The organism is Streptomyces sp. NPDC006516 (genome assembly GCF_040611875.1).
Lineage (GTDB): Bacteria > Actinomycetota > Actinomycetes > Streptomycetales > Streptomycetaceae > Streptomyces.
Window position 1 is genome coordinate 281,539 of record NZ_JBEXPD010000007.1, and the last position, 24,448, is coordinate 305,986.

General features: G+C 68.6%; 22 protein-coding genes and 2 tRNA genes. 13 read left to right on the forward strand and 11 right to left on the reverse strand.

Annotated elements, in window-relative coordinates:
• Positions 1 to 12 precede the first annotated feature (12 nt).
• The 3 genes from gyrA to ABZY45_RS21265 all read left to right on the forward strand — a co-directional run bounded on the left by gyrA (position 13) and on the right by ABZY45_RS21265 (position 3,478).
• Positions 13 to 2,640 carry a DNA gyrase subunit A gene (gene gyrA / locus ABZY45_RS21255; RefSeq protein ID WP_356741982.1) on the forward strand — a complete coding sequence of 876 codons (2,628 nt, stop codon included), beginning with the start codon at positions 13 to 15 and terminating at the stop codon, positions 2,638 to 2,640.
• A 93-nt stretch (positions 2,641 to 2,733) separates the two neighbouring features.
• On the forward strand, positions 2,734 to 3,330 hold the full coding sequence (locus tag ABZY45_RS21260; RefSeq protein ID WP_356741983.1) for a DUF3566 domain-containing protein: 597 nt from the start codon (positions 2,734 to 2,736) through the stop codon (positions 3,328 to 3,330).
• Positions 3,331 to 3,401: 71 nt separating this feature from the next.
• Positions 3,402 to 3,478: transfer RNA gene (locus tag ABZY45_RS21265), tRNA-Ile, on the forward strand.
• A gap of 347 nt (positions 3,479 to 3,825) precedes the next feature.
• Here the strand turns inward: ABZY45_RS21265 and ABZY45_RS21270 are convergent.
• The gene (locus tag ABZY45_RS21270) at positions 3,826 to 4,185 is read right to left on the reverse strand and encodes a DUF6344 domain-containing protein (protein ID WP_356741985.1); all 360 of its coding nucleotides are present in this window, start codon (positions 4,183 to 4,185) and stop codon (positions 3,826 to 3,828) included.
• Between the two features lie 282 nt (positions 4,186 to 4,467).
• Here ABZY45_RS21270 and ABZY45_RS21275 point away from each other — a divergent pair, with 282 nt between their 5' ends.
• Complete coding sequence (locus tag ABZY45_RS21275; RefSeq protein WP_003958712.1) at positions 4,468 to 4,602, forward strand: DLW-39 family protein; 135 nt, start codon at positions 4,468 to 4,470, stop codon at positions 4,600 to 4,602.
• Between the two features lie 486 nt (positions 4,603 to 5,088).
• Positions 5,089 to 6,426, forward strand: coding sequence for a hypothetical protein (locus ABZY45_RS21280; RefSeq protein ID WP_356741986.1), 1,338 nt, complete (start codon positions 5,089 to 5,091; stop codon positions 6,424 to 6,426).
• A 4-nt stretch (positions 6,427 to 6,430) separates the two neighbouring features.
• On the opposite strand, the gene ABZY45_RS21285 is transcribed toward ABZY45_RS21280, so the two are convergent.
• On the reverse strand, positions 6,431 to 7,819 hold the full coding sequence (locus tag ABZY45_RS21285) for a protein kinase (RefSeq protein WP_356742084.1): 1,389 nt from the start codon (positions 7,817 to 7,819) through the stop codon (positions 6,431 to 6,433).
• Positions 7,820 to 7,922: 103 nt separating this feature from the next.
• Positions 7,923 to 8,471 (reverse strand): DNA-binding protein, encoded by a 549-nt coding sequence (locus ABZY45_RS21290; RefSeq protein WP_356741988.1) that lies wholly within the window; start codon positions 8,469 to 8,471, stop codon positions 7,923 to 7,925.
• A gap of 170 nt (positions 8,472 to 8,641) precedes the next feature.
• Here ABZY45_RS21290 and ABZY45_RS21295 point away from each other — a divergent pair.
• Positions 8,642 to 8,714 (forward strand) — tRNA-Ala (locus ABZY45_RS21295).
• Positions 8,715 to 8,946: 232 nt separating this feature from the next.
• Here the strand turns inward: ABZY45_RS21295 and ABZY45_RS21300 are convergent.
• Positions 8,947 to 9,672 (reverse strand): DUF5324 family protein, encoded by a 726-nt coding sequence (locus ABZY45_RS21300; protein WP_356741989.1) that lies wholly within the window; start codon positions 9,670 to 9,672, stop codon positions 8,947 to 8,949.
• Positions 9,673 to 10,019: 347 nt separating this feature from the next.
• Here ABZY45_RS21300 and ABZY45_RS21305 point away from each other — a divergent pair, with 347 nt between their 5' ends.
• Both ABZY45_RS21305 and ABZY45_RS21310 read left to right on the forward strand, forming a co-directional pair.
• Positions 10,020 to 10,547, forward strand: a complete 528-nt coding sequence (locus ABZY45_RS21305; protein ID WP_356741990.1) for a peptidylprolyl isomerase — start codon at positions 10,020 to 10,022, stop codon at positions 10,545 to 10,547.
• Positions 10,548 to 10,703: 156 nt separating this feature from the next.
• A complete protein-coding gene (locus tag ABZY45_RS21310; protein WP_356741992.1) occupies positions 10,704 to 11,609 on the forward strand; it encodes a rhomboid family intramembrane serine protease in 906 nt (301 codons plus the stop codon).
• Positions 11,610 to 11,852: 243 nt separating this feature from the next.
• Here the strand turns inward: ABZY45_RS21310 and crgA are convergent, their stop codons facing one another.
• Positions 11,853 to 12,107 (reverse strand): cell division protein CrgA, encoded by a 255-nt coding sequence (crgA, locus tag ABZY45_RS21315; RefSeq protein ID WP_356741994.1) that lies wholly within the window; start codon positions 12,105 to 12,107, stop codon positions 11,853 to 11,855.
• 178 nt (positions 12,108 to 12,285) lie between these two features.
• Between crgA and ABZY45_RS21320 the strand changes: the two genes are divergently transcribed.
• From ABZY45_RS21320 to ABZY45_RS21340, 5 genes are all read left to right on the forward strand, one after another.
• Complete coding sequence (locus tag ABZY45_RS21320) at positions 12,286 to 13,011, forward strand: DUF881 domain-containing protein (protein WP_356741996.1); 726 nt, start codon at positions 12,286 to 12,288, stop codon at positions 13,009 to 13,011.
• 136 nt (positions 13,012 to 13,147) lie between these two features.
• Positions 13,148 to 13,336: a hypothetical protein gene (locus ABZY45_RS21325; protein ID WP_073750646.1), complete on the forward strand. Its 189-nt coding sequence runs from the start codon at positions 13,148 to 13,150 to the stop codon at positions 13,334 to 13,336.
• The gene (locus tag ABZY45_RS21330; RefSeq protein ID WP_356741998.1) at positions 13,333 to 13,971 is read left to right on the forward strand and encodes an aminodeoxychorismate/anthranilate synthase component II; all 639 of its coding nucleotides are present in this window, start codon (positions 13,333 to 13,335) and stop codon (positions 13,969 to 13,971) included. The genes ABZY45_RS21325 and ABZY45_RS21330 overlap by 4 nt, the downstream gene beginning before the upstream one ends.
• Positions 13,968 to 15,392: a class E sortase gene (locus tag ABZY45_RS21335; RefSeq protein WP_356742000.1), complete on the forward strand. Its 1,425-nt coding sequence runs from the start codon at positions 13,968 to 13,970 to the stop codon at positions 15,390 to 15,392. The genes ABZY45_RS21330 and ABZY45_RS21335 overlap by 4 nt, the downstream gene beginning before the upstream one ends.
• A 26-nt stretch (positions 15,393 to 15,418) precedes the next feature.
• A complete protein-coding gene (locus ABZY45_RS21340; protein WP_356742001.1) occupies positions 15,419 to 16,147 on the forward strand; it encodes a class E sortase in 729 nt (242 codons plus the stop codon).
• A 78-nt stretch (positions 16,148 to 16,225) separates the two neighbouring features.
• Here ABZY45_RS21340 and pknB read toward each other — a convergent pair whose 3' ends face one another.
• The 6 genes from pknB to ABZY45_RS21370 all read right to left on the reverse strand — a co-directional run bounded on the left by pknB (position 16,226) and on the right by ABZY45_RS21370 (position 24,241).
• Positions 16,226 to 18,205, reverse strand: coding sequence for a Stk1 family PASTA domain-containing Ser/Thr kinase (gene pknB / locus ABZY45_RS21345; protein WP_356742003.1), 1,980 nt, complete (start codon positions 18,203 to 18,205; stop codon positions 16,226 to 16,228).
• A gap of 168 nt (positions 18,206 to 18,373) precedes the next feature.
• Positions 18,374 to 19,831 (reverse strand): penicillin-binding transpeptidase domain-containing protein, encoded by a 1,458-nt coding sequence (locus tag ABZY45_RS21350; RefSeq protein WP_356742004.1) that lies wholly within the window; start codon positions 19,829 to 19,831, stop codon positions 18,374 to 18,376.
• Positions 19,828 to 21,228 carry an FtsW/RodA/SpoVE family cell cycle protein gene (locus tag ABZY45_RS21355; protein ID WP_356742006.1) on the reverse strand — a complete coding sequence of 467 codons (1,401 nt, stop codon included), beginning with the start codon at positions 21,226 to 21,228 and terminating at the stop codon, positions 19,828 to 19,830. Before ABZY45_RS21355 ends, ABZY45_RS21350 begins: the two co-directional genes overlap by 4 nt.
• 21 nt (positions 21,229 to 21,249) lie before the next feature.
• Positions 21,250 to 22,725, reverse strand: coding sequence for a Stp1/IreP family PP2C-type Ser/Thr phosphatase (locus tag ABZY45_RS21360; protein ID WP_356742008.1), 1,476 nt, complete (start codon positions 22,723 to 22,725; stop codon positions 21,250 to 21,252).
• Positions 22,726 to 22,854: 129 nt separating this feature from the next.
• Entirely contained in the window at positions 22,855 to 23,370 is a 516-nt protein-coding gene (locus ABZY45_RS21365; protein WP_145808189.1) for an FHA domain-containing protein, read from the reverse strand.
• 10 nt (positions 23,371 to 23,380) lie between these two features.
• Positions 23,381 to 24,241, reverse strand: coding sequence for a DUF3662 and FHA domain-containing protein (locus ABZY45_RS21370; RefSeq protein WP_356742010.1), 861 nt, complete (start codon positions 24,239 to 24,241; stop codon positions 23,381 to 23,383).
• Positions 24,242 to 24,448: the final 207 nt, after the last annotated feature.

The following is a 24,448-nucleotide window of genomic DNA, read 5'->3' on the forward strand; positions in this document are numbered from 1 at the left end:
CTTTGACCAGCAATGGCCGACGAGAACACCCCTGTGATGCCCGAAGAGGAGCCCGTTGTCCCGGGCGTGGGCATGCGTGTCGAGCCCGTGGGGCTCGAGACGGAGATGCAGCGCTCCTACCTCGACTACGCGATGTCCGTCATCGTGTCGCGTGCGCTGCCCGACGTACGGGACGGTCTCAAGCCCGTCCACCGCCGCGTGCTGTACGCGATGTACGACGGCGGCTACCGGCCCGAGAAGGGCTTCTACAAGTGCGCCCGCGTCGTCGGCGACGTCATGGGTACGTACCACCCGCACGGCGACTCCTCGATCTACGACGCGCTCGTGCGACTGGCGCAGCACTGGTCGATGCGCATGCCGCTGGTGGACTCCAACGGCAACTTCGGTTCTCCGGGCAACGACCCGGCCGCGGCCATGCGGTACACCGAGTGCAAGATGATGCCGCTGTCCATGGAGATGGTCCGGGACATCGACGAGGAGACCGTCGACTTCCAGGACAACTACGACGGCCGCAACCAGGAGCCGACGGTTCTGCCGGCGCGCTTCCCGAACCTCCTGGTGAACGGTTCCGCGGGCATCGCGGTCGGTATGGCGACCAACATCCCGCCGCACAACCTCCGTGAGGTGGCCGCCGGCGCGCAGTGGTACCTGGAGCACCCGGAGGCCTCGCACGAGGAGCTCCTGGACGCCCTCATCGAGCGGATCAAGGGCCCGGACTTCCCGACCGGCGCGCTGGTCGTGGGCCGCAAGGGCATCGAGGAGGCCTACCGCACGGGCCGTGGCTCGATCACCATGCGGGCGGTCGTCGCGGTCGAGGAGATCCAGAACAGGCAGTGCCTGGTCGTCACGGAGCTCCCGTACCAGACCAACCCCGACAACCTCGCGCAGAAGATCGCCGACCTGGTGAAGGACGGCAAGATCGGCGGCATCGCGGACGTCCGTGACGAGACGTCCTCGCGCACGGGCCAGCGGCTGGTCGTCGTGCTGAAGCGTGACGCGGTCGCCAAGGTCGTGCTGAACAACCTCTACAAGCACACCGATCTGCAGACGAACTTCGGCGCGAACATGCTGGCGCTCGTCGACGGGGTGCCGCGCACGCTCTCCATCGACGCGTTCATCCGCCACTGGGTGACGCACCAGATCGAGGTCATCGTCCGGCGCACGAAGTTCCGCCTGCGCAAGGCCGAGGAGCGGGCGCACATCCTGCGCGGCCTGCTCAAGGCGCTGAACGCGATCGAAGAGGTCATCGCGCTCATCCGCCGCAGCAACACCGTGGAGATCGCGCGGGAGGGCCTGATGGGCCTCCTGGAGATCGACGAGATCCAGGCGAACGCGATCCTGGAGATGCAGCTGCGCCGCCTGGCCGCGCTGGAGCACCAGAAGATCACCGCGGAGCACGACGAACTCCAGGCGAAGATCAACGAGTACAACGAGATCCTGGCCTCGCCCGCGAGGCAGCGGCAGATCGTGAGCGAGGAACTGGCCGCGATCGTCGACAAGTTCGGCGACGACCGGCGCTCCAAGCTCGTACCCTTCGACGGCGACATGTCCATCGAGGACCTGATCGCCGAGGAGGACATCGTCGTCACGATCTCCCGCGGCGGTTACGTCAAGCGCACCAAGACGGACGACTACCGCTCGCAGAAGCGCGGCGGCAAGGGCGTCCGCGGCACGAAGCTCAGGGAAGACGACATCGTCGACCACTTCTTCGTGTCCACCACGCACCACTGGCTGCTGTTCTTCACGAACAAGGGCCGGGTCTACCGGGCCAAGGCCTACGAACTGCCGGACGCCGGCCGGGACGCGCGTGGCCAGCACGTCGCGAACCTGCTGGCGTTCCAGCCGGACGAGCAGATCGCGCAGATCCTGGCGATCCGTGACTACGAGGCGGCGCCGTACCTGATCCTGGCCACCAAGGGTGGCCTGGTGAAGAAGACGGCGCTCAAGGACTACGACTCCCCGCGCTCCGGCGGTGTCATCGCCATCAACCTGCGCGAGACGCAGGACGGCAGCGACGACGAGCTGATCGGTGCGGAGCTGGTCTCCGCCGAGGACGACCTGCTGCTCATCAGCAAGAAGGCCCAGTCGATCAGGTTCACCGCGACGGACGATGCGCTGCGGCCCATGGGCCGTGCCACGTCGGGCGTGAAGGGCATGAGTTTCCGTGAGGGCGACGAACTGCTCTCGATGAATGTTGTCCGGCCCGGTACGTTCGTGTTCACTGCCACCGACGGCGGGTACGCGAAGCGCACCGCGGTCGACGAGTACCGCGTCCAGGGCCGTGGCGGTCTGGGCATCAAGGCCGCCAAGATCGTCGAGGACCGGGGTTCGCTGGTCGGAGCGCTGGTGGTGGAGGAAGCGGACGAGATCCTCGCCATCACGCTCGGCGGTGGTGTGATTCGTACGCGAGTCAATGAAGTCAGGGAGACGGGCCGTGACACCATGGGCGTCCAACTGATCAATCTGGGCAAGCGTGATGCCGTCGTCGGCATCGCGCGCAACGCCGAGGCCGGTCGCGAGGCCGAAGAGGTCGACGGGACCGATGAGGCCGAAGGCGCCACGGTCGAGGCCCATGCCGAGAACGTGGTCGAGGGCACAGTCGAGGGCACGGCGCCTTCGGCCGGGGAGCACGAGGAGTAGAGCGTGAGTGGAGCCACGGGCGCCGGTTCGGCCGCTTCCGGAGCAGGCGCGAACGGCGTCCGTGGTCCTGCCACGGACTCCCAAGGGGGCACTGTGACGGACACTCGGGGACCGCAGCCGCAGTACGAGGGGTACGCGACCGGGCCGCTGCCCGGCGAGCGTGAGCCCGCACCGGGCCAGGCGGGGCCCTACCACCCGCCGCAGGCGTACCCGTCCCCGGCGGGCGGTACGCAGGGCGGCGGCACACAGGGCGGAGCGCAGGGCGTGGGCGGCGTACAGGCGACCAGGCTGCCCCGGACGGGCGCGCGGACCACTCCGCGTACGCGTAAGGCGCGGCTGCGGGTGGCCAAGGCCGATCCGTGGTCGGTGATGAAGGTCAGCTTCCTGCTCTCCATCGCGCTCGGCATCTGCACGGTGGTCGCTGCCGCGGTCCTGTGGATGGTGATGGACGCCATGGGCGTCTTCTCCACCGTGGGCGGCACGATCAGCGAGGCCACCGGTTCGAACGAGAGCAACGGCTTCGATCTCCAGTCGTTCCTTTCGCTGCCGCGCGTCCTCATCTTCACCTCGGTCATCGCGGTGATCGACGTGGTGCTGGCCACCGCGCTGGCGACGCTGGGCGCGTTCATCTACAACCTGTCGGCCGGCTTCGTGGGTGGCGTGGAGCTCACTCTCGCCGAGGACGAGTAGGCCACCGGGTATCGATTTTGGGACTGGCCCCGACGTGCGCTAATCTTCAGAAGTCAGCGCAGCAGCGCGGCGGGGCTATAGCTCAGTTGGTTAGAGCGCATCCCTGATAAGGATGAGGCCACAGGTTCAAATCCTGTTAGCCCCACCAGACACGAGAACCCCTCACCGATCACGGTGGGGGGTTCTCGCGTATCCAGGTCTGCTTGCGAGGGCCCACCGCCCGTGGGTGCTGTTCACCGGCTGTGGACAGCGTGGTGTGAGCCAGTTCACCCGCGCTGCCGGTCGGTGGCCTCGGCGCTGCCCGGTCGTCGGGAGCGGTTCGTCCGCCTGCTGGGGGCGTGGGTGGGGTGCGCCGAGGCCGGGCCGGGTGGGCCCCGGCTCGGTTCAAGGGCGCCGTAGGGGCGCACGCCGTACGGGCGCACGCCGTACGGGCGCACGGAAAAGGCCCCCGCCGGTGTGAACCGGACCAGGGGCCTGGGCGAGTGTGCGGCGCGCTCAGGGTGGCAGCGGGGACGAGTCCCCGGCAGGGGCGGCGCCGTGGGTGGAGCGGGTGCTGTTCGTCGCGTGCGCGGTGTCCGTGGCGTCCGGGGACAGCTGGCGCGTGGCGGGGGAGGATCCGTGAGCCTCGGCGCGGATGCGCTGCTTCATGGTCGGTGGCAGCGCCCTGTCACGCGGAAGGGTCCATCGCACGGACGGGGTGGTCGCGGTTGCCGCGGTCGCACCCGTGTGCTCGTGGGTCGTGGTCGCCGGCTCCGCGGCCGTGGCCTGCGCGGTGGCCAGGCCCAGGGAGGCGAGAAGCGCGAAGAAGGCGGTGATGAAGGCGGTCCAGATGTTCTTGACCCTGAAGGTGCTCATGGCCCCTCGCTTTCAGGTGGTCCGGTTTGCTTACCTTTCCGATGATGTGGATCCGGGCCGGGGAATCCTGGACCGACGCCCCCGGTGCGCCGATCTTCTGATGAACACCACTCGTATGGTTCAACCGGCCCGAAAAACTGCTTCCGAGGCGTCGTGGGGGGTCCGGAAGGGGGCCGGGAACAAGGGGCCACAGGCTTCCGGGCAGGTCACCGAACGGTATCGGCCGGTGTGTATAGTCGGGCGGCAGAAGTCCCTTACGTCAAGGAAAGACGAGGTCGCGCGGTGAAGAAGCTTCTCCTGGTCGCACTGGCCGCCATCGGCGGGCTCCTCGTGTACCGCCAGATCCAGGCGGATCGCGCCGAGCAGGATCTGTGGACGGAGGCGACCGACTCCGTGCCCGCAGGTTCGGGTGTGTGAGACGGAACAGTCTGCTAAAGGCCCCGGTCGCTGAGCGGCCGGGGCTTTGTGCTGCTCGGGGTTGGCTGTGGCGCGCCCATGGCCCCCGCGCCCTTGAGTTCCCATCGGCAAATTATCGACTTGCTTTAGCGAAGCTGCGTGGTGAGCCGGGGCCGAGGGGGGACTCGGCGGCGGCACGGGTGGGGCGGAGTGACGCCGTGCGTCGAGTGTGGCGGACCAGGCCTGTCCGCCCTGATGGGGACGGTACCGACGGCCGGGTCTTCGGCTCCGTCGAGCGGAAGGCCAAACAGGGTTTCGGCAGAGCCCGTTGACTCTCGGCGCGGGCGGCGACGGCAAAACGGGGGCGGCGGCAGACATCGGTGGTACGGGCGGTGCAGGATGGACCGGCATCGTGACCGCTGTCGGCGCGGGCGCCGGGGCCGCACCCGGCCGCCGGGCTCGTACGCGGCCGGCGCAGGCAGGCACGCAGACGACGAGGGGAAGCGCGTGAACAGGCAGCGCAACAGGGGCCGGGTGACGCTGGCATCGCTCGCGGCGATGTGCGCGGTGGTGGCGCTGCCGGGCCAGGCGCACGCGGCCGACGGCCCCGCGGCGTACACCTTCGATCCGGCGGCGGCATCGGTCCAGGGCGCGGAGTCGAACGCCGAGGCTGCGGAGCTGGAGCCGGGATCGGTCTACAAGAGCTCCATCCAGGCGGGCCAGAAGCTGTACTACCGGCTGGAGCTCGACGCCGCCACCGACGCGTACGTCTCCGCGGTGGTCGTACCGAAGACCGGCGGAAAGGTCGCTTACGGGGACGGCATCACGATCAGCCTCAGGGACCTCGACGACAACCGGTGCAGTTCCGGGGACGCGGCCTTCGAGTCGGCCGAGTTCCCGCGCCCGATCGCCGCGTACGCCCACCGGACGGTGCGGAAGGACAGCACCATCTGCAAGGCGGGCGGTACGTACAACGTCCTCATCGAGCGTGCGAGCAAGGCGACTTCGTCGCCCGGCGCATGGGACCTCGAGTTGCGCTTCGAGACCGAACCCGCTCTGAAGGAAGGTGAGACGCCACCGACCGAGGCGCCGGAGAACTGGCCCTCCTCGTCACCGGCTCCCGCCGCGGGGAAGCAGAAGCGGGCCGGCGGCAGCAGTTACTACGACGCGACCAGTCTCGAGGCCGGCGAGTGGGTGGACGCCGTCGCGCCCGGCCAGACCCGCTTCTACCGGGTGCCCGTGGACTGGGGCCAGCAGATCTTCGCCACGGCCGCGCTGAGCAACAGCGGCAAGTCGACCGAGTTCCTCGGTAACGCCCTTGCGGTGGCGCTGGACAATCCCGTCCGGGGTCACGTGGAGGACGCGACACTGTCGTACTCCGGGGCTCCGACCTCGGTGGCGCTGAGCCCGCTGCCTCCTGTCGCGTACGAGAACCGGTACGACGTGGCGTCGGACGTGAGCGCGATGCGTTTTGCCGGTTGGTACTACCTGTCGGTGACGCTCTCCCCCAAGGTTGCCGAGCGCTACGGGCAGGACCCCATCGGCCTGACGCTCAAGGTCAATGTCGTCAACGACAGCAAACCCTCGCCCTACCAGGGAGATGCCGGCATCTTCGGCGTCACCGACGACGACAGGGACATGGCCAAGAGCGGTCAGAGCGCACCCGAGGCCGGTGAGAGCGCCACCATGAAGTTGGTGGCCGCCGCCGGAATCGGCACGGGTTCCGTGCTGGTGCTCGGACTCGGGGTGTGGACGCTGCTGGCCAGGCGCAGGGCGTCCGCCATGCCGTCCGGTACGGGTGGTGGGCACCAGCCGCTCGGAGGGCCGCCCCCGCAGGCCTGGTAGCCGGTCAGGTCTGGGTGAGAGCCCAGATGCCCACCGCGAAGCAGATCAGAGCCACCAGCAGAACCGGGATCGCCACCTTCGGGGGCGGTCCCGGCCGCTTTACCCTCGACGTCTGCGCGAGGGGCGTGGGAGGCGCGACCGTCCGGGGAGCCTGGGGGTGCTGAGCGGTGTAGGCCCGGGTGGGTGCCGAGCCGTACGGCACGGCTGCCGTGGCGGCGTGGGCGAGATCCGCCGGAGGGGCCTCGGCGTAGGGGGAACCCTGGAGCGGAACGGGCGGCGGAGGTTGCTGCGTCCCTGGCGCCCCCCGGGGCCCCTGCGGTTGCGGGGGCGGTGCGAGATGGAAGCTGCCCGTCTCCGACATCGCGGGATGCGGCGCGTACGGCTGCTGTCCCGCGTCTTGGGGCTGCTGTGACGGCTGTGGCGATGGCTGGGGCACTGGTGTGCGGCCGACCGCCTGAGCGGGCGTCTGAGGGCCGCTCAGCGAGCCGACGGGGCCGGCAGGGCCCGCCGGATTCTCGGGGCCCTCGGGGCCGAAACCGGCGGGCAGCGGGCCGATCTGATCGAAGACCTCTACCGGTTCGTCCTCAGCGCTCGCCTCCGGCAGCATCTCGACTGCCGCGGTCAGGGCCTTGCGCGCGCCGTTGGCCGTACGGAAGCGGGCGTGCGGGTCCGGCTGCAGCAGACCCGCGAGGACTTGCCACAGCGGCTCCGGCACACCCTGCGGGGCGCCGGGAGTGCCGTGCGCGGCGAAGTACTCGATCAGCGCCTGGGAGTCGGGCTTCTGCCCCTGGAGCAGATAGAGCGCGACGAGGCCCACGGCGAAGAGGTCCGCCGGGAAGTCGGGCTCCGCACCCATCATCTGCTCAGGTGCGAAGTAACCCGGCGTGCCGACCACGTAGTTGGTCTCGGTGAGCCGGGGCTCGCCCTTGCGCATCGAGATGCCGAAGTCGGAGAGCCGCAGGTGAGGCCGGCCCGTGCCGGTGGCCTCCATGAGGATGTTGGCCGGCTTGATGTCCCGGTGCACCACCCCCTCGGCGTGCACGGTGGACAGCCCGGAGAGCAACTGATCGAGCAGCAGGCACACGAAGCGTGGGGGCAGCGGGCCGTAGTCGCCGATGACATGGGCCAGCGATCCCCCGCTGACCAGATCCATCGTGAAGAGGACCTTGTCGTCGTCGGCCGCCCAACTGGCCGGTGCGAGAACGTGCGGATGCTCGATGCGCAGCGCCTGCTCGCGGACGAAGCGCAGCAGCGTGTGCGCGTCGCTCTGCTGGAGGACCTTCGCCGCCACATACCTGCGGCGTCTGTGGTCCCATGCACGCCATACGGCGCCGACCCCACCCCGTCCGATGGGATCCACCAGCTCGTACCGACCAGCGAAGACCTCACCCATTGCGCTGCGCCCGCTTCCGTTCACGTATCGGTTCGTGCCCCGGCTGTCGGGATACTGCCTCGGCCGCCCCGCCTCGGGGCGGCTCCCGGCCTCGGGTTCTGCTCTAGCTCTGGTGGCCCTCGTAGTGTGCGACCGCGTCGGCGGTGCGCCCCGCTCCGTAGACCCTGAGGAACTCTGCCAGTTCGGGGTGGGCCGGGGCGAGGGAGTCGGCGGCATCGATGATGTCCCCGGCCGCGGCGACCGAGCGCAGCAAGGACTGGATCTCCCGGACCACACGCCGCACGGTGGGGGCTCCGCCGGTGGTCGTGGTCTGACCGGTGTTGGTGAGGACCGACCCGCCCTGGGACTTCTTGATCTCTTCCATCCGGTCGGTGGCCTCTCCCGCGCTGATGCTGCCGTCCGCCACCTGGCCGGCGAGTTCCTGGAGGGCCTGGACCCGCTGGACGACCGCAGGATTGCCGATCTTGGCCCGCTGGCCGCTCATCAGCTGGGAGAGCATGGGAGCGGACAGCCCGAGCACGGCGGCGAGGCGCGCCTGGTTGAGGCCGAGGTCGTCGATCAGCCTGCGGAAGAGCGCCCCCAGCGGCTCCCCGTACCAGCTGCGCTGGAGCTCTCTGGCTCTAGCCGTGGCCTCTTGCTGCGCTGCGTCCATTGCGTCTCCCCTTCGCTGCGGCTTCGCTGCTGCGAACCTCGTCGTGCATCTTACGGAGAGCCGTTGCGGACGGGGAGTCCCAATCGTTTTGGAGGATTCAGGGGGTCACCCGGTACTCTGTTCTGCGACGGATGTCGCGGCATGAATGTGTCCCGTGGTGTCCGCATTTCGGGGCCTTAGCTCAGTTGGTAGAGCGCTGCCTTTGCAAGGCAGATGTCAGGAGTTCGAATCTCCTAGGCTCCACAGCCCGAGAGCCCCCCGTACCCGCTTCAGCGCGGGTGCGGGGGGCTCTTCGTGTGTCTGGGGCCCGGTGATGTCCGGTCTCACGGGGTGCGGGTGTCCCCGTTTCACGTGAAACACGGAGGCCCCTCTGCCGGGCCCTCTGTTTCACGTGGAACGACGGAGGGGCGCCGGAGACCGTGAGGTCCTCCGGCGCCCCTCCGAGACGCCCTGCCCGAGAAGGCAGTGGATGTTCCTAGTGGCGGTCGTCGCGCCCGTCGCCGTCTGTCTGGTCGGACCCGGCCTCGGCATCGTCCTGCTTGGCCCGGACCTCCGGGTCGAGCACGGGCTGGCCGCTGCCGTCGACCGAAGTCAGCGGAGAGCGGTCGTCGCCCACCTCGGTGGGGGCGGGCGGCTCGACCAGCCAGTCCGGGTTGGCCTGCTTGTCCCACCACTTCCAGGCGGCGAAGGCTCCGCCCGCCAGGGCTCCCAGGACGATGATGCCCTTGGCCAGCTTGCCCGCCCTGGCCCGTCGCTCGTGCTTCCTGACGAGCTTCTGGATCTCCTTGGCCGTCACCTGACCACGGAGTGCGGCCAGTGCGGCAGCGCTGCGGGCCGTCGCCTCTTCTGCCATGGGCCGGCTCGCCGCCACCGCGTACTCGACGCGCGGCACGGTGTAGTCGGCCGCGGTACGGGCAGCGCTGCGCGTCCGCGTCGCGGCCTTGTGCGCGGCCTGGTCGACCTTGGGGGGTACGTGGGTCAGTGCCTGTTCGATGCGCGGTGCGAGATGCGCGCTGTACTGGACGCGGGCCTGGGCGGCTGCCTTCGACACCTTGGGCGCGAGCAGTGCACGAGCCTCCTGCGCGTAGTGCGCGGCCTGTTCCTTGGCCGTGTCGGCGTAAGGCGCCACCACTTCCGCGGCGTGCTGCGCACTGTCCTTCGCCGAGTAGGTTGCGGCGCGCACGCTGTCGATGCGGGTCACGGGATCCTCCTCCTTGGTGGCGGGTAGGTACTCCGCCTATCCACCCATTTGAAAATCATGCCCGCTGAGGCATCGGGCGCCATGCGGGACGGGCATCCGGGTCATAAACGTCATTCTCGGGCATAACAGTGCAAGGGGAGCGTGCCGCAGACGATGCCACGGTTCGTGTCGGGGCGCTTCGCATCGTCGGGCACTTGGCCGTATCCGTCCCGCAGGAAGTGTGGGAAAGGTGCAGGAAAGCGGGCAACGAGGTGAGTGCCTCATGTCCCGGGCTGCGACCGGGCTGTCCGAGAGGTGCTCCGTGCGAGGATCGGGGGCCACCAGCGAGGACTTACGGAAGGCAGACCGTGGCCGAGGAGCTTTACGCCACTTTGAGGACCAGCCGGGGTGACATCGAGATCCGGCTGCTGCCGAACCACGCTCCCAGGACGGTCAAGAACTTCGTCGAGCTCGCCACGGGTGAGCGCGAGTGGACCAACCCCGAGACCGGCAGGAAGTCCTCGGACAAGCTGTACGACGGCACGGTCTTCCACCGCGTCATCGGTGGCTTCATGATCCAGGGCGGCGACCCGTTGGGCAACGGGACGGGCGGTCCCGGCTACGAGTTCGGGGACGAGTTCCACCCGGACCTCGCGTTCGACAGGCCGTACCTGCTGGCGATGGCCAACGCGGGACCGGGGACCAACGGCTCGCAGTTCTTCGTGACTGTGTCGCCGACCGCGTGGCTGACCGGTAAGCACACGATCTTCGGGGAAGTCGCCGGCGACGCGAGCAGGAAGGTCGTGGACGCCATCGCGGCGGCTCCCACGAACCCGCGCACCAACCGCCCGTTGCAGGACGTGGTGCTCGAGTCGGTCGTCATCGAGACCCGCTGACCCCTCGCCGGACAGGGGTGCGGCCACCACCCGAAGAGGCGCGTCACCGGCGCGGGGAACCAACCGCCCTGCTCGTCCGTACTGTTACATAACGGGCGTGCGGGGCGGACGCATGTGTGCCACCGCCACGGACGAGGACCGAAGGGGCCGTGACCGATGGAGCAGCAGCCGCCGAACGACCAGGACGGGTCCGCGGCCGCGGGCGTTCCTCCCACGTGCTACCGGCATCCGGGCAGGGAGACGGGGATCCGCTGCGTGCGGTGCGAACGGCCGATCTGCACGGACTGCATGATCGAGGCTTCGGTGGGCTTCCAGTGCCCGGAATGCGTGCGAGAGGGGTCCGGCACGGGTCATCACCCGGCGGCGAGCTGGCCGCGCACCCTGACGGGCGGCAGCGTCGCGGAGGATCCGAGGCTGATCACCAAGATCCTGCTGGTCATCAACATCGCCGTCTTCATCGCGGTCTCGGTGGCAGGGCGGCCACTCGTCGATGATCTGCTGCTGTTCGGCCGGGCCTACACGGGCGATCCCACGGCCGGAGCGCAAGGGGTGGCCGAGGGACAGTGGTACCGCCTGGTCACCTCGATGTTCCTGCACCAGGAGGTGTGGCACATCGCGTTCAACATGCTCGGGCTGTGGTGGCTCGGCGGCCCGTTGGAGGCCGCCCTGGGCCGTGCCCGCTATCTCGCGCTCTACCTGCTCTCGGGCCTCGCGGGCAGCGCACTCACCTACTGGATCTCCGACCCCGCGCAGGGATCGCTCGGAGCGTCCGGCGCCGTCTTCGGACTGCTGGGTGCGACAGCCGTACTGATGCGCCGGATGAACTACGACATGCGGCCGGTGATCGCGCTCCTCGTGGTGAACCTGATCTTCACCTTCAACCCCTGGGGTGCGATCGCCTGGCAGGCTCACGTGGGCGGGCTGGTCGCCGGCGCCCTGATCGCGATCGCCATGGTCCACGCCCCGCGGGAGCGCCGGAAGCTCGTGCAGTACGGCGCGTGCGCGCTGGTCCTGGTGGTGGTCGTGGCCATCGTCGTCGCCAGGAGCGCGGCGCTCACCTGAGCGGAAGGCGTTGCTCCAGAGGTGTGGTTGTCCACAGAGCGTGCCGGATCTTGTGCATGACGTGTGGAACAGGTGTGCCCCTTGTCGCTGAACCGGGTTTTCCCAGCCAGGACAAGGGGCGTAGGCTCCCGCGATGCGCAAGTGTGTAGTCACACCGGCGTCAACATCGAGGGAAGTTATCCACAGATCGTCTGACCTTTTCCCCTACCTGTGGATAACTCTGTGGGTAACTTCAGGGCAGAGCTACTTCCACTGTGTGGAGACGCCGAAGCCGCCCGCGATGAAGCCGAAGCCCACGACGATGTTCCAGTTGCCCAGTGCGCTGACCGGCAGGTCGCCCTCGGTGACGTAGAAGACCACGATCCAGGCCAGACCGATCAGGAAGAGCGCCAGCATCACCGGCGCCACCCAACTGCGGTTGGTCAGCTTTATGCTCGTCGCCTGCTTGGCCGGCGGAGGCGTGAAATCTGCCTTCTTGCGGATACGTGACTTCGGCACGAGGGACTCTCCTGTCGATGCGCTGCGTGACCGCGCAGGGATCTGTGGCTGGCGCCGGGGCGCGAGGGGGAATGCTGCCTCCCCGGGGCGTCCGTTAGCGTAGTGCTTCCGTGGCGCCTAAGGAGATAAGGGTACGTTGAGCAATTCTGCCGACTCTCCTCGAGGTCCGGGCCGGCGCATGTCCCGGTGGCCGGTCCAAAGCCTCACCGCTGCCGTTTTCGCCCTTGCCGGACTGATCTTCGTCACCAGCGCGAACACGGCCAAAGGGACCGACATCCGCACGGACTCCTCGCTGCTCAAGCTCTCCGATCTCATCCAGCAGCGCAGCGAGAAGAACGCGGAGCTGGACGAGTCGACCGCTTCCGTGCGAGCGGACATCGACACCCTGGCCCGGCGGGACGACGGGAGCACCCGCGCCGAGGACGCCGAGCTCGAAGCGCTGGAGAAGGCCGCGGGCACGACGCCGGTCACCGGGGAGGCCCTCTCGGTCACGCTGAACGACGCCCCGCCGGACGCCACCGCGAACCCCGGATACCCCGAGCCGCAGCCCAACGACCTGGTCATTCACCAACAGGACCTGCAGGCCGTCGTCAACGCCCTCTGGGAGGGCGGGGCGGAGGGCATCAAGGTGATGGATCAGCGGCTGATCTCCACCAGCGCTGTGCGCTGTGTCGGAAACACCCTGATCCTCCAGGGGCGCGTCTACTCGCCTCCGTACAGGATCACCGCCGTCGGCGACCAGGGGAAGCTGCGGCAGGCCCTCGACGAATCCTCAGCGATCCAGAACTACCAGCTGTACGTGAAGGCGTACGGCCTGGGCTGGAAGGTCGAGGAGGACGACAGGACGACGCTCCCCGGCTACTCGGGCACCGTCGACCTTCACTACGCACAGCCTGTGGAGTAGTCCGCGGGACGCCGACACCGGTGGCTTCGACAGGTCCGCCGCTCCGTGAGGGACGCGTCCCGGCGGCTTTCCACAGCTGACCCACGCCCGTGCCCCGGCCGTTTAGTCTGGTGCCGTACCGAATGGAGGCAACAGCATGTACGGCTGGATCTGGCGGCATCTGCCGGGCAACGCATGGGTGCGGGGCTTCATCTCGCTCGTGCTGGTCCTGGCCGTTGTCTACGCGCTCTTCCAGTACGTCTTCCCCTGGGCGGAGCCGTTGCTCCCGTTCGGTGATGTGACGGTGGACGGCGAGAGCACCAGCGGAGCGGGGTCCGGTCAGTGAGCGCACGCATTCTCGTCGTCGACAACTACGACAGCTTCGTCTTCAACCTCGTCCAGTACCTCTACCAGCTCGGCGCCGAGTGCGAAGTGGTGCGCAACGACGAGGTGACCACGGCCCACGCCGACGACGGTTTCGACGGAGTCCTGCTGTCCCCCGGCCCCGGCACCCCCGAACAGGCGGGCGTCTGCATCGAGATGGTGCACCACTGCGCGCGCGGTGGCGTTCCGGTCTTCGGTGTCTGCCTGGGCATGCAGTCGATGGCGGTCGCCTACGGCGGTGTCGTGGACCGGGCGCCGGAGCTGCTGCACGGAAAGACCTCACCCGTCCTGCACGAGAGCAAGGGCGTGTTCGCCGGTCTGCCGTCCCCGTTCACCGCGACCCGCTACCACTCGCTCGCCGCGGAACCTGCGACGGTCCCGCCCGAGCTCGAGGTCACCGCGCGTACCGCCGACGGCATCATCATGGGGCTGCGGCACCGTGAACACGCTGTGGAGGGCGTGCAGTTCCACCCCGAGTCGGTGCTCACGGAGCACGGTCACTTGATGCTCGCCAACTGGCTGGAGCAGTGCGGTGACGCGGGCGCTGTCGCGAGATCGGCGGGGCTCGCCCCGGTGGTGGGCAAGGCCGCGGCGTGACCTCACTCCGCCCCGGCGCCGGGCAGGAAGGCCCGTACGCGCAGGGTGCGTACGAGCCCGACGGCACGTTCGCGGCGGCGGTGGAGCGGCTCGCGGACCCGTTGAACGACCCGCTGCCGGGGCAGCATGCCTCGCCGTGGTTCCGGGCGGAGGGCGCTCCGGCCGACGGCGGGGCCGAGCAGATGCCCCGTCCGGCGGCTCAGGGCCCTGCGGAGCCCCCGGGCGAGTGGTACGACCCCGAGGGGTATCAACGGGACTGGTACGGGCAGCAGGGGCCCGGAGAGGCCCCTACGGCGAACACGGTCCAGGGCACGGCGACGATGCCCGGCCCGCAGGCGGCGCCCCGGCGTCCGGAGGCCGTGCGCGAACCGGCGTCACGGCCCGGGAACCCGCCCGGGATGCCCGTGCCCACGCCTGACGTCACGGCCGTCATGCCCGTCTCCGTTCCCGAAGGATCCGATCCCGCCCACGCACGGTCCGTGCCCGGTGCCCCGACGGTCCGGCACGACGAGACGGTCGCACTGCGGTCGGCCGACGCCCGGGAGGCCTCGCGGCAGGCCACCCCCGATGTCCCGGAGCCCGTGCCGGAGCCCTCGCCCACGGGCGGCCGGGCGGAACGCAGGCGGGCGGCCAAGGGGCGCGGACGACGGCGGCCGGAACCGCGGCCGGCCACGGACGCGTCGGAGTCGGCGGAGGCTGCGGTGCCGATGACACGGCTCGAGGCCCGGCGCGCGGCCCGCGCGGCCAAGGACAGCCCCGCGGTCGTGGCAAGCCGCGTCGTCGGCGAAGTGTTCATCACCTTCGGTGTGCTGATGCTCCTCTTCGTCACGTACCAGCTGTGGTGGACCAACGTCCGTGCCGATCAGATAGCCGGCCGAGAGACGAACAAGATCCAGGACGACTGGGCGAACGGCGAACGCTCCCCGGGAGCCTTCGAGCCCGGCCAGGGATTCGCCATCATGCACATCCCGAAGCTGGACGTGGTCGCGCCGATCGCCGAGGGCATCAGCAAGGAGAAGGTCCTCGACCGCGGCATGATCGGGCACTACGCCGAGGGCAAGCTGAAGACGGCGATGCCTTCGGCGGAGCAGGGCAATTTCGCGGTGGCGGGCCACCGCAACACCCACGGTGAGCCCTTCCGCTACATCAACAAGCTGAAGCCGGGCGACCCGATCGTCGTGGAGACGCAGGACGCCTACTACACGTACGAGATGGCCAGCATCCTTCCGCAGACGTCGCCGTCCAATGTGGCCGTGATCGACGAAGTGCCCCCGGGCTCGGGCTTCACGGGGCCGGGCAGGTACATCACGCTGACCACCTGCACCCCGGAATTCACGAGTACGTACCGAATGATCGTGTGGGGCAAAATGGTCGACGAACGCCCGCGGAGCAAGGGGAAGCCCGACGCGCTCGTCGGCTGAACATCATCACGACAGGGACGGGTGCGGTGGCAGCGAGGACCGAGCACGAAGAGCGCGTCGACGAGTCGGCACCCCCGGCGAGGTACAAGAAGCGCCATCCCGTGGCGACCGTGGTGAGTCTCTTCGGTGAGCTGTTGATCACGGCCGGTGTGGTGCTGGGGCTCTTCGTCGTCTATTCGCTGTGGTGGACCAACGTCCTCGCCGACCGCGCGGCCGACAAGGAGGGCAACACCGTCCGCGACCGTTGGGCCGGCGGGCCGGGCGACCTGGACACCAGGGACGGTATCGGCTTCCTCCACGTCCCGGCGATGAAGAACGGCGAGGTGCTGGTCAAGAAGGGCACCGACACCACGACCCTCAACAACGGCATCGCCGGCTACTACACGGATCCCGTGAAGTCGGCCCTTCCCTCGGACGAGCAGGGAAACTTCTCGCTCGCCGCCCACCGGGACGGCCACGGCGCGAAGTTCCACAACATCGACAAGCTGAAGAAGGGTGACGCGGTCGTCTTCGAGACCAAGGACACCTGGTACGTCTACAAGGTCTACGCGAAGCTGCCGGAGACCTCCAAGTTCAACGTCGACGCGATCGCCGCCGTGCCCAAGGAGTCGGGAGTCAAGAAGCCCGGCCGCTACATCACGCTGACCACGTGCACGCCCGTCTACACGTCGAAGTACCGCTACATCGTGTGGGGCGAGCTGGTCCGCACCGAGAAGGTGGACAGGGACCGCACGAAGCCGGCGGAGCTGCGGTAGCCACGGACGCACGCAAGGGCCCCGGTCACCGTCGGTGACCGGGGCCCAGTGCGTTCACGTCCGTACGACGCCGTGCGGTCAGTCGCCTGACGCTCCACCGAAGAGGTTCGCGTCCCCGCCCCCGACCGTGGTGAGCGTGACGGTACTTCCCTTCGGTACCTGGGAGTTGCCTCCCGGCTCGGCCTTCATCACCAGGGCGTTCGGCTTGTCGGGCGAGTTGGGGGCGAGTGCCACGACAAGGCCCAGGCCTTCGAGCGCGGCCTTCGCGTCCTGGTACCGCTTGCCGAGGATGTCGCCCGGGATGGTGACCTGCTCCGGCTGAGCGGGCCCCTTCGAGACCTTGAGAACGATCTGGACGTCCTTGGCCTGCTTGCTGTTCGCCTCGGGGGTCTGCTCGATCACCGTGTCCACCGGCTGGTCCGACTCGACGTCGGTCCTGGAGACGTTGGCGAAGCCGACGCCCTTGAGCTGGGCCTCGGCGTCCGCGTAGGACCGGCCGACCACGCCCGGTACGTTCTGGGTGGCTTCCTTGGCCACCGTGATCGTGATCTCGGAGTCCTTCTCCACCTCCGAGCCGCCCTCGGGGTCCTGCGCGATGACGGTGTCCGGGGTCTTGTCGGACTCGGCCGTCTTCACGTTCACCGTGAAGCCCTTGTCCTCCAGCGCCTTACGGGCACTGTCCTCGGACTTCTCCAGGACGTCCGGGACCTCGACCTTGGGGGCACCGGAGGAGACGACGACCGTCACGGTCTCGCCCGCCTCCATCTGCTCGTCCGGGGACGGGCTCTGGCTGCAGATCGAGTCCTTCTCCTGGGTCTCGCAGGGCTCGCTGGGGCCGACCTTCAGGACGATGTCGGAATTCTTCGCGAGCCTCTGGGCCTCTTCGACCGTGGAGCCGATCATGTTCGGCACGTCGAACTTGCCGCCGCCGCTGTCCGTCTCGCTGAACACCGCGCGGCCGATCAGGATCGCGCCGATCAGCACCAGGACGCCGGCGACGACGAGGAGGATCGTCGAGGTGTTGCTCTTCTTCTGGCGCCGGCGGTCCGGACGGTCGTCGTAGCCGTAACTGCCGTCGTCGGGGTTGACCGGGGGCAGCATGGACGTCTGCGCGCCACCCGGGTCGGCCGCCCGCAGAGCGGTGGTGGGCTGGTCGTTGTTGTAGCCGTCGTAGCCGCCGTAGCCGACCGCACCCATCGCCGCCGTGGCCGCGACCGGCTGGCCGTCGAGGCAGGCCTCGATGTCGGCCCGCATCTCGTCGGCCGACTGGTAGCGGTAGTCGGGGTCCTTGGTCAGCGCCTTCAACACGATCGCGTCCATCTCGGGCGTGATCTCGGGATCGAAGTTGCTCGGAGGCTGCGGCTCCTCGCGTACGTGCTGGTAGGCGACCGCGACGGGAGAGTCACCGACGAACGGAGGCCGGACGGCCAGCAGTTCGTAGAGCAGGCAACCGGTGGAGTACAGGTCGGAGCGCGCGTCCACCTGTTCGCCCTTGGCCTGCTCCGGGGAGAGGTACTGGGCGGTGCCGATGACGGCGGCGGTCTGGGTCATCGTCATGCCGGAGTCACCCATGGCCCGGGCGATGCCGAAGTCCATGACCTTGACCTGCCCGGTGCGCGTCAGCATGACGTTCGCCGGCTTGATGTCGCGGTGGACGATCTGGGCTCTGTGCGAGTACTCCAGCGCCTGGAGGATCCCGACCGTCATCTCGAGGGTCCGCTCCGGCAGGAGCTTGCGGCCGGAGTGCAGCAGCTCTCTGAGGGTCGACCCGTCGACGTACTCCATCACGATGTACGGGATGGAGACCCCGTCGACGTAGTCCTCGCCGGTGTCGTAGACGGCGACGATCGCGGGGTGGTTGAGCGAGGCGGCGGACTGGGCCTCACGGCGGAACCGTGCCTGGAAGGACGGGTCACGGGCGAGATCGGCCCGCAGCGTCTTCACAGCTACGGTGCGGCCGAGCCGGGTGTCGTGCGCGAGGTAGACCTCGGCCATGCCACCACGGCCGAGCACCGAGCCCAGCTCGTACCGGCCGCCGAGGCGACGCGGCTCTTCCATAACTGATCCAGCCCTCTCCGTCAGTCCCGACCGCACCCGTGTGTGGTCCGGCGGTGCGCTGTTCGCGCATACGCTACCGGGCACGCCCGGCGTGATCGGCCCGCACCCTTCAGCTGATATCCGACCGGTATCCCAATGTGCTGGTGTGGACAGAAGTTGTGACGGTTGTCACTTCTTTCCGTCGAGTACCGCCTTCATCACGCTCTTGGCAATCGGTGCCGCCAGACCGCCGCCGGAGATGTCGTCCCGGTTGGCGTTCCCGTCCTCGACCACCACGGCCACGGCGACCGGGGAGCCGCTGTCGGTCTTGGCGTACGAGATGAACCACGCGTAGGGCTTCTCGCTGTTGTTGAGGCCGTGCTGTGCGGTGCCGGTCTTGCCACCCACGGTGACGCCGTCGATCTGCGCGTTGGTTCCCGTGCCGTCGGCGACGACGGTCTCCATCATCTGCTGCACCTTCTGGGCGTTCTCCGCCGAGAGCGGCTGGCTGAGCTGCTCCTTCTCGTGCGTGTAGATGACGTCCAGGTTGGGTGCCTGGCGCTCGGCGACCATGTACGGCTGCATGAGCTTGCCGTCGTTGGCGATGGCGGACGCCACCATGGCCATCTGGAGCGGAGTGGCGCGGTTGGAGGCCTGCCCGATGCCCGCCATGGCGTTCTGCGGGCGGTTGTCCTCGGGGTAGACGCTGGCGTCGGCCCTGACCGGAGTGAAGACTTCCTCGTTGAAGCCGAACTTGTCGGCCTGTTCGATCATCTTCTTGTTACCGAGGTCGTCGCTCATCTTGCCGAAGACGGTGTTGCAGGACCAGCGCAGAGCTTCGCGGAGCGAGGCGTCCTTGCAGGGGATGTTGCCCTCGTTCTGCAGCAGGTTGGTCGACTGCGGGAGCTTCCAGGGCAGCGGGGAGTTCGTCTTCGCGTCGATGTCGGTGTAGAGGCCGTTCTCCAGAGCCGCCGCGGCCGTGACGACCTTGAACGTCGAGCCGGGCGGGTAGGTCTCCCGCAGGGCCCGGTTCAGCATCGGCTTGTCCTCGTCCTTCAGGAGCTTCTGCCGCGCGTCGGAGTCCTTCATGGAGTTGCCCGCGAAGACGGAGGGGTCGTACGAGGGGGTGCTGGCCAGCGCGAGGATCGCACCGGTCTGCGGGTCGAGCGCGGCGACGGCGCCCTTCTTGTCGCCCAGGCCCTTGAAGGCGGCCTTCTGGGCCTCACCGTCGAGGGTGGTGACGATGTTCCCGCCGGTCTTCTTCTCGCCGGTGAACATCGACAGGGTGCGGTCGAAGAACAGCTGGTCGCTGTTGCCGGTGAGGATGCCGTCCTCGATGCTCTCCAGCTGGGAGGAGTCGAAGGCCTGCGAGGAGTAGCCCGTGACCGGCGCCCACATGGGCCCGTTCTTCCAGACCCGCTTGTACTTGAAGTCGCTGTCCGTCGTCTCCACGGAGCCCGTGACGGGTTCGCCGTCGACGATGATGTTGCCGCGCTCGTGGGCGTAGCGCTCGATCTGGACGCGGCGGTTGTGCTCGTTCGAGTTGAGCTCGTCGGCGCGGACGTACTGGATGTAGTTGGTGCGGATCAGCAGGGCCAGGACCAGGATCCCGCAGAAGATCGCGATCCTGCGGAGCGGCTTGTTCACGGTCGGACCACCTGGGTCATCTCGGCGTCCGGGGACGGTGCGGGGGCCGGGGCGGGACGGCGGGCGGTGTCGCTGATTCTGATCAGGATGCCGATGAGGGCCCAGTTGGCGATGACGGAGGAACCACCGGCCGCGAGGAACGGCATGGTCATACCGGTCAGCGGGATGAGCCCCATGACGCCGCCGGCGACGACGAACACCTGGATGGCGAAGGAGCCGGAGAGCCCGATCGCCAGGAGCTTGCCGAAGGGGTCGCGGGCGGCGAGCGCCGTGCGGACGCCGCGCTCGACGATCAGGCCGTAGGCGAGGAGGACCGCCATCATTCCCGCCAGTCCGAGCTCCTCGCCGACGGTGGCGAGGATGAAGTCGGAGTTGGCCGCGAAGCCGATGAGGTCGGAGTTGCCCTGCCCGAGGCCGGTGCCGAGGGTGCCGCCGGAGCCGAACGCCATCAGGGACTTGGCCATCTGCTCGCTGGCCGCCAGCTCGCCCCATCCTGCGAAGGGGTCCAGCCAGGCGGTGACGCGCTGCTGGACGTGCGGCTCGAACATGGCCACGCCGACGGCGCCCGCGGCGGACATCAGCAGACCGAAGACGATCCAGCTGGTGCGCTCGGTGGCGACGTACAGCATGACGACGAACATGCCGAAGAACAGCAGCGAGGAGCCGAGGTCGGTCTCGAAGACGAGGATGAGGATCGAGAAGGCCCAGACCATCAGGATCGGTCCCAGGTCACGGCCACGGGGCAGGTAGAGCCCCATGAAGCGGCGGCTGGCCAGGGCCAGTGCGTCACGCTTGACCATGAGGTACCCGGCGAAGAAGACCGCGATGATGATCTTCGCGAACTCTCCCGGCTGGATCGTGCCGACTCCGGGGATCTTGATCCAGATCTTGGCGCCGTTCACGGCGGGGAAGAACATCGGGAGGATCAGCAGGAACAGCGCGACCAGCATGGAGATGTAGGTGTAGCGCTGGAGAATGCGGTGGTCCTTCAGGACCAGCAGGACCACGACCAGCAGGGCCACACCGGCCGCCGAGAACAGCAGCTGCTTGGAGGCCGCTGCCACGAAGTTGTCGGTCTGCTGGAAGCGCACGGACTGGTCCAGACGCCAGATGATCGCCAGGCCGAGCCCGTTCAGCAGGGTGGCCAGCGGAAGCAGCAGCGGATCCGCGTACGGCGCGAATCTGCGGATGGCGAGGTGCGCGACGCCACCGAGCAAGGCGAGGCCGAGCCCGTAGCCGAGCATGCCGGAGGGCAGCTCCCCGTTGATGGCGAGGCCCACGTTGGCGTACGCGAACACCGAGATGAGGACGGCGAAGGCGACCAGCGCCAGTTCCGTGTTGCGGCGGCTCGGTGCGTCGATCGCGCCGATGGTGGTCGTGTTGGTGACAACGCTCATGTGCTGAAGGCCCCCTACGGCTTACTGCTTACCGCACTGCAGGGCCAGCTTCTTCTCTTCCTCCGAGAGGCTGGGGCCGGGAGTGGGAGTCGCGTTCGTCTTGGTCCCCTCGGCAGGGGACTTGGCGGAATTGCTGTCGGCCGTCTCGTTCTGGTCCTTGGCGGCGTCCGCCTCGGCGGCGCGGCGCTGCGCGTCCTTCTTGCAGGCGGAGGCCTGGGCTTCGAGCTCGCCGATCTTCTTGCGCGCGTCGGTGATGTTGCCCTCGGCGATGGTCGCTTCGACCTTCTTCCGCTGGTAAGGCGGGAGGTACTTGAGTTCGATCTCGGTGTTCTCCTCGACCTTCGAGAGAGACACCCAGGCGAGGTCCTGGCTGATGCCACGGAACAGCGCGACGTTGTCGTCCTTCGTGCCCACGTAGAACTGCGTCTGGGTCCAGCGGTAGCCGCCGTAGACGCCGCCGCCGATGACGGCGAGCGCCAGCACGATGTAGAACGAGCGCTTCAGCCACTTACGCCCGTTGCGGGGCTTCACGAAGTCGTCGTCGCTGTACGAGTTGAAGGCGCCGTCCGGACCTGAGCCGTAACCCACGTCGTCACCGCTGCCGGGAGGACCGAAGCCTCCGGCCGGAGGAGGCACGGGGCGGCCGAGGCCGGCCGCGCGTCCCGCCGGGGTCTCCATGGCTCGGCCGTCGTTCGCCTGAGCCGCCTGGTTCTCGGCGACCGCCCCGACGACGACGGGGGTGTCGTTGAGCTGCCCGGCCAGGGTGTCGTTGCTGTCGACGTCGAGGACGTCGGCGACGATGCAGGTGATGTTGTCGGGACCGCCGCCGCGCAGGGCGAGCTGGATGAGGTCCTGGATGGTCTCCTGCGGGCCCTGGTAGCTGGCCAGGGTCTCTTCCATCGTCTGGTGGGAGACCACGCCCGAGAGGCCGTCGGAGCAGATCAGGTAGCGGTCGCCGGCCCGGACCTCGCGGATGGAGAGATCGGGCTCCACGTGGTCACCGCTGCCCAGGGCCCGCATCAGCAGGGAGCGCTGGGGGTGTGTGGTGGCCTCTTCCTCCGTGATCCTGCCCTCGTCGACGAGGCGCTGGACCCAGGTGTGGTCCTGGGTGATCTGCGTCAGGACGCCGTCGCGCAGCAGGTAGGCGCGGGAGTCACCGACGTGGACGAGCCCGAGACGCTGACCGGTCCAGAGCAGGGCGGTGAGCGTCGTGCCCATGCCCTCCAGCTGGGGGTCCTCCTCGACCATGACGCGCAGCTGGTCGTTGGCCCGCTGGACCGCCGTACCGAGCGAGGTGAGGATGTCGGAGCCAGGTACGTCGTCGTCGAGCTGGACGAGGGTGGAGATCACCTCGGAGCTGGCGACCTCGCCGGCCGCCTGGCCGCCCATGCCGTCGGCGATGGCGAGAAGCCGGGGGCCGGCGTAACCGGAGTCCTCGTTGCCTTCCCGGATCATGCCCTTGTGCGATCCGGCGGCGAAGCGCAGGGACAAGCTCATGCGCACCTCGCCCGTCGGTTCGGGGTACAGCCGGTCTCGAGCCACACTGCCCACCCTCCGGTCGGGAGCCGGGCGGGGTCCTTCGTCAGGGCCGCCGAGGCTCGCTCGCTCCGCTCGCTCATTGTCGTACTACTTCCGCAGCTCGATGACGGTCTTGCCGATGCGGATCGGCGCTCCCAGCGGAACAGGTGTCGGGGTGGTGAGCCGGGTCCGGTCGAGATAGGTGCCGTTGGTGGACCCGAGATCCTCGACGATCCACTGGCCGTCACGGTCCGGGTAGATCCTGGCATGCCTGCTGGACGCGTAGTCGTCATCCAGCACGATCGTTGAATCGTGCGCCCGGCCCAGGGTGATGGTCTGTCCCTGGAGCGTGACGGTGGTGCCCGTGAGTGTGCCCTCGGAGACGACCAGCTTGGTGGGCGCCCCGCGCCGCTGGCGCCCGGACTGCTGGCGCTGCTGAGGCGGCGCCGCCTGCTGCTGGCGCGCCTGCTGCGGGCGGGCGTCACCGGCAGTGCGGCGAGAGCCGCGCTGCGTGACACGCGTACCGAACAGGTCGCTTCTGATGACCTGGACGGCCACGATTACGAATAGCCACAGAACAGCCAGGAAACCTAGCCGCATGACCGTCAGGGTCAGCTCTGACATTGCCCCCGCTTCACCCTTCGGCTTGCCGGTAAACGATGGTGGTGCTGCCCACGACGATCCGCGAGCCGTCGCGGAGCGTAGCGCGGGTGGTGTGCTGCCCGTCCACCACGATGCCGTTGGTGGACCCGAGATCCTGGATCGTCGAGGGCGTTCCGGTCCGGATCTCACAGTGCCGGCGGGATACACCGGGGTCGTCGATCCGCACGTCGGCGTCGGTGCTTCGTCCCATCACCAACGTCGGGCGGGAGATCTGATGGCGGGTGCCGTTGATCTCGATCCAGCGCCGTACCTGTGTGTCCGGCACGGGGCCGGACGCGGCCGGCTGGCGCCAGTCGCTGGAGGGGCCTCCGGGGCGCCCGGATCCCGGCGGCGGTGCCGCGGGCATGGGAGGAGCGGAGGTCGGGGGGTAGCCGTACCCGCCCTGCCCCTGAGGGCCGGGCCGGTTCGGCTGGGGGTGAGGAGCGGGGCCGCTCGGGCGCCCCTGCTGCTGTGACGAACTCGACGCCAAGGTCCGGCTGCGCACACGGTAGAGACCCGTGTCCAGGTCGTCCGCCTTCTCCAGGTGGACCTTGATAGGGCCCATGAAGGTGTAGCGCTGCTGCTTGGCGTAGTCGCGTACGAGGCCGGCCAGCTCATCGCCCAGCTGTCCGGAGTACGGGCTGAGGCGCTCGAAGTCGGGGGTACTGAGCTCGACGATGAAGTCGTTCGGCACCACGGTCCGCTCGCGGTTCCAGATCGTCGCGTTGTTGTCGCACTCGCGCTGGAGAGCTCCGGCGATCTCGACCGGCTGCACCTCGGACTTGAAGACCTTGGCGAAGGTGCCGTTGACCAGACCTTCGAGACGCTGCTCGAAACGCTTCATGACTCCCATGGGGCACCTCCTCCGGTGTCGTCATCCCTGTACTGCTTACTGATCGTATCCACGCGTCGGGAAATCGGCTGGTTCCCCTTGTCTGCACAGTGGATGAGTGTCACCTCTCACACGGATCGTAGAGGTGGCCTCCTGACAGTGTCCCGCACTCCGGGTGCACTCAGGAGGAGTGGGGCCGGGCTTCCCGCGTTCCCGGTTCCCTCCGTG

Excerpts from the sequence above, each read along its gene's own strand:
- ABZY45_RS21310 (WP_356741992.1), top strand. The coding sequence starts at position 10,704 with ATGGAGCAGCAGCCGCCGAACGACCAGGACGGGTCCGCGGCCGCGGGC.
- ABZY45_RS21370 (WP_356742010.1), bottom strand. The coding sequence starts at position 24,241 with ATGGGAGTCATGAAGCGTTTCGAGCAGCGTCTCGAAGGTCTGGTCAAC.
- pknB (WP_356742003.1), bottom strand. The coding sequence starts at position 18,205 with ATGGAAGAGCCGCGTCGCCTCGGCGGCCGGTACGAGCTGGGCTCGGTG.
- ABZY45_RS21320 (WP_356741996.1), top strand. The coding sequence starts at position 12,286 with ATGTCCCGGTGGCCGGTCCAAAGCCTCACCGCTGCCGTTTTCGCCCTT.
- ABZY45_RS21270 (WP_356741985.1), bottom strand. The coding sequence starts at position 4,185 with ATGAGCACCTTCAGGGTCAAGAACATCTGGACCGCCTTCATCACCGCC.
- ABZY45_RS21365 (WP_145808189.1), bottom strand. The coding sequence starts at position 23,370 with ATGTCAGAGCTGACCCTGACGGTCATGCGGCTAGGTTTCCTGGCTGTT.
- ABZY45_RS21325 (WP_073750646.1), top strand. The coding sequence starts at position 13,148 with ATGTACGGCTGGATCTGGCGGCATCTGCCGGGCAACGCATGGGTGCGG.
- ABZY45_RS21285 (WP_356742084.1), bottom strand. The coding sequence starts at position 7,819 with ATGGGTGAGGTCTTCGCTGGTCGGTACGAGCTGGTGGATCCCATCGGA.
- gyrA (WP_356741982.1), top strand. The coding sequence starts at position 13 with ATGGCCGACGAGAACACCCCTGTGATGCCCGAAGAGGAGCCCGTTGTC.
- ABZY45_RS21355 (WP_356742006.1), bottom strand. The coding sequence starts at position 21,228 with ATGAGCGTTGTCACCAACACGACCACCATCGGCGCGATCGACGCACCG.
- ABZY45_RS21290 (WP_356741988.1), bottom strand. The coding sequence starts at position 8,471 with ATGGACGCAGCGCAGCAAGAGGCCACGGCTAGAGCCAGAGAGCTCCAG.
- ABZY45_RS21360 (WP_356742008.1), bottom strand. The coding sequence starts at position 22,725 with ATGAGCTTGTCCCTGCGCTTCGCCGCCGGATCGCACAAGGGCATGATC.